The sequence below is a fragment of the Thermomonas beijingensis genome (assembly GCF_020034655.1).
Taxonomy (GTDB): domain Bacteria; phylum Pseudomonadota; class Gammaproteobacteria; order Xanthomonadales; family Xanthomonadaceae; genus Thermomonas; species Thermomonas beijingensis.
In genome coordinates this window covers 1-4,230 of record NZ_JAIQDJ010000016.1, presented here as the reverse complement: position 1 = coordinate 4,230, position 4,230 = coordinate 1, and the positions used below count along the sequence as shown (strand labels likewise).

Annotated in this window: 5 protein-coding genes; all 5 read left to right on the top strand. The window is 52.0% G+C overall.

The annotated features are described in order from the left end of the window. Nucleotides 1-580: hypothetical protein (locus K7B09_RS12670; RefSeq protein ID WP_223629829.1), on the top strand; the 580-nt coding region annotated here is incomplete at its 5' end. 125 nt (nucleotides 581-705) lie between these two features. Beyond that, entirely contained in the window at nucleotides 706-1,578 is an 873-nt protein-coding gene (locus tag K7B09_RS12665) for a HEPN domain-containing protein (protein WP_223629828.1), read from the top strand. A 768-nt stretch (nucleotides 1,579-2,346) separates the two neighbouring features. Further along, entirely contained in the window at nucleotides 2,347-2,592 is a 246-nt protein-coding gene (locus K7B09_RS12660) for a hypothetical protein (protein WP_223629827.1), read from the top strand. A gap of 127 nt (nucleotides 2,593-2,719) precedes the next feature. Next, complete coding sequence (locus K7B09_RS12655; protein ID WP_223629826.1) at nucleotides 2,720-3,283, top strand: AAA family ATPase; 564 nt, start codon at nucleotides 2,720-2,722, stop codon at nucleotides 3,281-3,283. A gap of 57 nt (nucleotides 3,284-3,340) precedes the next feature. Continuing rightward, nucleotides 3,341-3,733 carry a hypothetical protein gene (locus K7B09_RS12650; protein ID WP_223629825.1) on the top strand — a complete coding sequence of 131 codons (393 nt, stop codon included), beginning with the start codon at nucleotides 3,341-3,343 and terminating at the stop codon, nucleotides 3,731-3,733. The last annotated feature ends 497 nt before the right edge of the window (nucleotides 3,734-4,230 follow it).

The window sequence follows — 4,230 nt, the reverse complement described above, 5'->3', positions numbered from 1 at the left end:
CTACAACCTAACAGTTCGTTCAAGCCGACGCCGCTTCATGGCATCGTGTTATCTTTCGGCGTCCGGCTGCTGTCGCTTCGGTTGCACCTCGTTGCGGCGCGGCTTAACTCAGGTGTTAGCTGCCCGTGTCATTCACTCGCCATCTTGGGAGATTCCAATGAATCAAGCACCAAAGTGGTTCAATGTCACCGCTTTCATCGCACTGCTCTGGAACATCCTTGGCTGCATTGCATTTATTGCAGACATGCAGCTTTCACCAGATGACATCACCAAGCTACCTGAGGCGCAACAAGCGCTTTATGCTGCTCGCCCCGCGTGGTCAGTTGCCGCAACCGGCATCGCAGTTTTTGGCGGGGTGCTCGGCTGTATCGCCCTGCTCATGAAGCGAAAGTGGGCGTTTGCCTTGCTCGTTCTTTCGCTTTTCGGCATCATCGGTCAAGACCTCGCCATGTTCGTTCTGGCAAACAGTGCTGCGCTTGCTGGCGTTGTTCCTGTCATCTTGCAAACCGTCGTTTTGCTTGTCGGCATTTGGCTTGTACTATTGAGTCGCAAGGCAATTACACGTGGCTGGCTGTCATAGACGGGCAGCTAACAATTCGTTCAAGCCGAAATTGTTTCGCTACATCAAACACATGGCAGGTTAAGCTTGCCATGTGTTTGCCTCCGCTACACAATTCGGCTTAACTCAAGCGTTAGATTGCAGATATGAAGTTCTCTCGCGACAAGAACTATCTCGGCACAACGTGGGCATTTGACGCCTTTGTTAAGCACCACACTGAGATCAACAATATGTACTGGTCGTTTGTGCCGGCGTGGTCATTTACGCACTATATGGGCCGGAAGAACAAGACCTCTTCACCTCAGGCTCTGTTCCACGCCTCCGGACCAGATATCCATCGGCTAGATCACTCAATCCCACGGTTCCTTCGCAACTACGAGTTGATGGCCAACTGGGTAAGACTGTCTGCACTGCTATCGACGCTCTCTTATTTGGAGACGTATATCAAGAAAGTTGTGACGCTTTCTCTAATGTCAGACCCAGCAATTCGTTTCGGGAAGTCACGCGCAATTGAGGGAATCTCATGGATCAAGAGCGAGATGAAAGACGATCTTGATCCCCTCGTAACACCCTGCTTAAAAGGTGATTGGAGTAGCCGCATAAAAGCTTACAAGCGCTTGTTCTCTACGGCTCCCTTGTCGTTAGAAGCGCAGAAGGAACAACTGGACAAGCTGCGCGTTATGAGGAACAAGGTTGGGCACAGCTACGGTAGAAGCTTAAAAACAAAGTTATTAGAAACAACTATCGCGCCAATGTCACGACTCAGCGAAGAAGACCTTAAAGACTGCCTAGAACTCGTCTTTAACATCGTTAAAGACATCGACGATCAACTCTTAACGTCCCATATTGGATGCTTTGAGGAAGCGCTTTTTTTTCACACTTGGCATCACACCCTTAAAGGAACTCAACGTCTTGACGAGGGCAAGCACCTAAGAAAGGCTTTAGCTCGTGAACTCGGGGGTCGTACCCCAGGAGGAACTTACTGTCGAGATTTGGCGGCGTTCTACCATGCTTGCTGAGCGGCAATCTAACAATTCGTTCAAGCCGACGCCGCTTCGCGGCGCGGCTTAACTCAGGTGTTAGACCTATGGCCATAATTTCCCGAATTGTTGCCCTACTTACCATCTTAAGCGTGTCTCCAACTGCATTAGCATGTTCTATCCAGGACACACCAACATTCCGACAAGAGCTAGTTAATGCAAAGAATATATTTATTTTCAGGCTCACATCACTAACCCTGCTGGATCCGAAGCCCGGCTCAACCGAATTAGTTGGCAGCATCGAGATCATTCGTACACTGAAGGGCAGTAGCGAGTCAGCCCGTCAGCTCACATACCAAAATTCCTTCCATTGCGCACTGCATCTTGAGGTTGGCCATTATTACATGGCCATTACCACTCACCAGGAAACAACTCTCCAATTGTCTTCTGGCGATCGCTGGATTATGGATATAACTCAAGACTACGTTCAGAATTACCCACCGCTGCGTGAGGACCAGAAACTACAGTGGCACATTGAAAACTACATACGTGGCATACCGCTTCCGGCCACATTTATGGATCAAGAGTACACGGCTGAGACATCTGGGATTTTACCGCCTCCACCCTCACCCCCGCCCCCACCAGAGCCAGAACATGAATAATGCGTGGTCTAACAATTCGTTCAAGCCGAACCCGCTTCGCTCCGGAAACGGCGTGGCAGATTAAGCTTGCCACGCCGTTTCCTGCGCTACGCAGGTCGGCTTAACTCAGGCGTTAGGCTGCAGGAATCGCTAACCGAGACAAACGATGAGCACCGGCAAGTGGAAGTTCACGCTCGAATACTCCAACGACATGACGGATGATCCAGTTGCGGCACTGCGTGCAGCCGGATTCGGTGTCGCGGAGTCAGAAGCTGTCGCGGAGGCGCTACTTGAGACACCCAAGCTTGACGTCGCAATCAAGAAGAAGTCGGACATTGATCCACGCCGTCTCGCTCAGGAGCTGAGCAGAATTGGCATGCCGTTCCGCTGGTGGAACGAGCCTGCAGCCTAACAATTCGTTCAAGCCGAAACTGCTTCGCTCCGGCAACGGCGTGGCAGGTTAAGCTTGCCACGCCGTTACCTGCGCTACGCAGTTCGGCTTAACTCAGGCGTTAGGTGGCGCTACAGATTTCGGCGACATGAAGAAGATCCTGCTCATAGGTTCAGGCGGCAGCGGCAAAACAACGCTTGCCAAGGAGCTTTCCGCAAAAACGGGGCTCCCTCTCTTTCACCTTGATGCAATCTATTGGCGTTCCGGCTGGGTGCAAACACCAAAAGCCGAATGGATTTCCGTGATTGATCGCATTCTCCAAGAACCGGAATGGATCATGGACGGCAATTACGGCGGCACACTCGATCAACGACTCTCTGCTTGCGACACCGTTATTCTTCTCGACATTTCTCCGTGGCGTTGCCTCTGGCGGGTGGTCAAGCGCAGGCTTCAGTACTCCGGGCGCTCTCGTCCTGAACTCGCACCTGATTGCCCAGAACGACTTGACGCAGCATTTCTCTGGTGGATCATCACGTACCGATTCAAACGACTACCCTACAACTTGGCAAAGCTCTCCGCTGCTGAACAATCCGGCAAGACTGTCGCTATCCTACGGACAACAGCACAGGTGCAACGCTTCTTAACAGAGGCGCCACCTAACAATTCGTTCAAGCCGAAACCGCTTCGCTCCGGCAACGGCGTGGCAGGTTAAGCTTGCCACGCCGTTGCCTGCGCTACGCAGTTCGGCTTAACTCAAGCGTTAGGACTCATGAGAAGAATCATCGCCGTGTCAGTCTTGATATTTGCCACTGGCCTTGCCATTGCGGCAGCATCCTGGCAAGCACGTTCCTCGACTCTCAAGAATGGAACTGTCCGAACACTCCTCGCAGGGTGGGACCTGATTCATTATCCTGATACCAAGGCAGAGATGCTCATCATTGGAAAGAACGACACCCCTCTAACCCTCGTAACCGACGATCCAGATAGAGTCGAGATTGAGGCTATTGGCCCGAACACCTCTGTGACTCTTAAAGACAATAACCATGACCGCCAATATGATGAGATTTACGGCCTAGAGGACGGAACGGTGCTCTGGCTTGACGGTGGTTCATACACACTGAAAAGCTCTGACGGAAAGTGGTCTCTAATATTATCGCAATGAGTCCTAACAATTCGTTCAAGCCGACCCTGCTTCACGGCGGCAATTTTTTCATGCATGTTCGTGTTCTATTTCCGCCGTGCAGCAGGGCGGCTTAACTCAGGCGTTAGGTTTAGCGCGGAATTTTTTGGGATGTGCGGGCTTTGCATTGAATTTCGCTTGATAGGTTTACTGTTAGGTTCAAGTGTGCCCTTGCGTACCTGGCCCACAGCGCGCAGGGGACCTGCGCACCGTGGTGGCGGTAGCATTCCGTAGCTTGCTTCGCATGTGCAGTGGGTCGTCGGGCGCCTACAACCTAACAGTTCGTTCAAGCCGACGCCGCTTCATGGCATCGTGTTATCTTTCGGCGTCCGGCTGCTGTCGCTTCGGTTGCACCTCGTTGCGGCGCGGCTTAACTCAGGTGTTAGGTTTGCCATGAATCAATCTCGCGCTTGCATATTTCTACTGCCCCTACTTGCAGCCTGCTCACAGAGCACGGTTCCAACACAAATTCCTGAGAA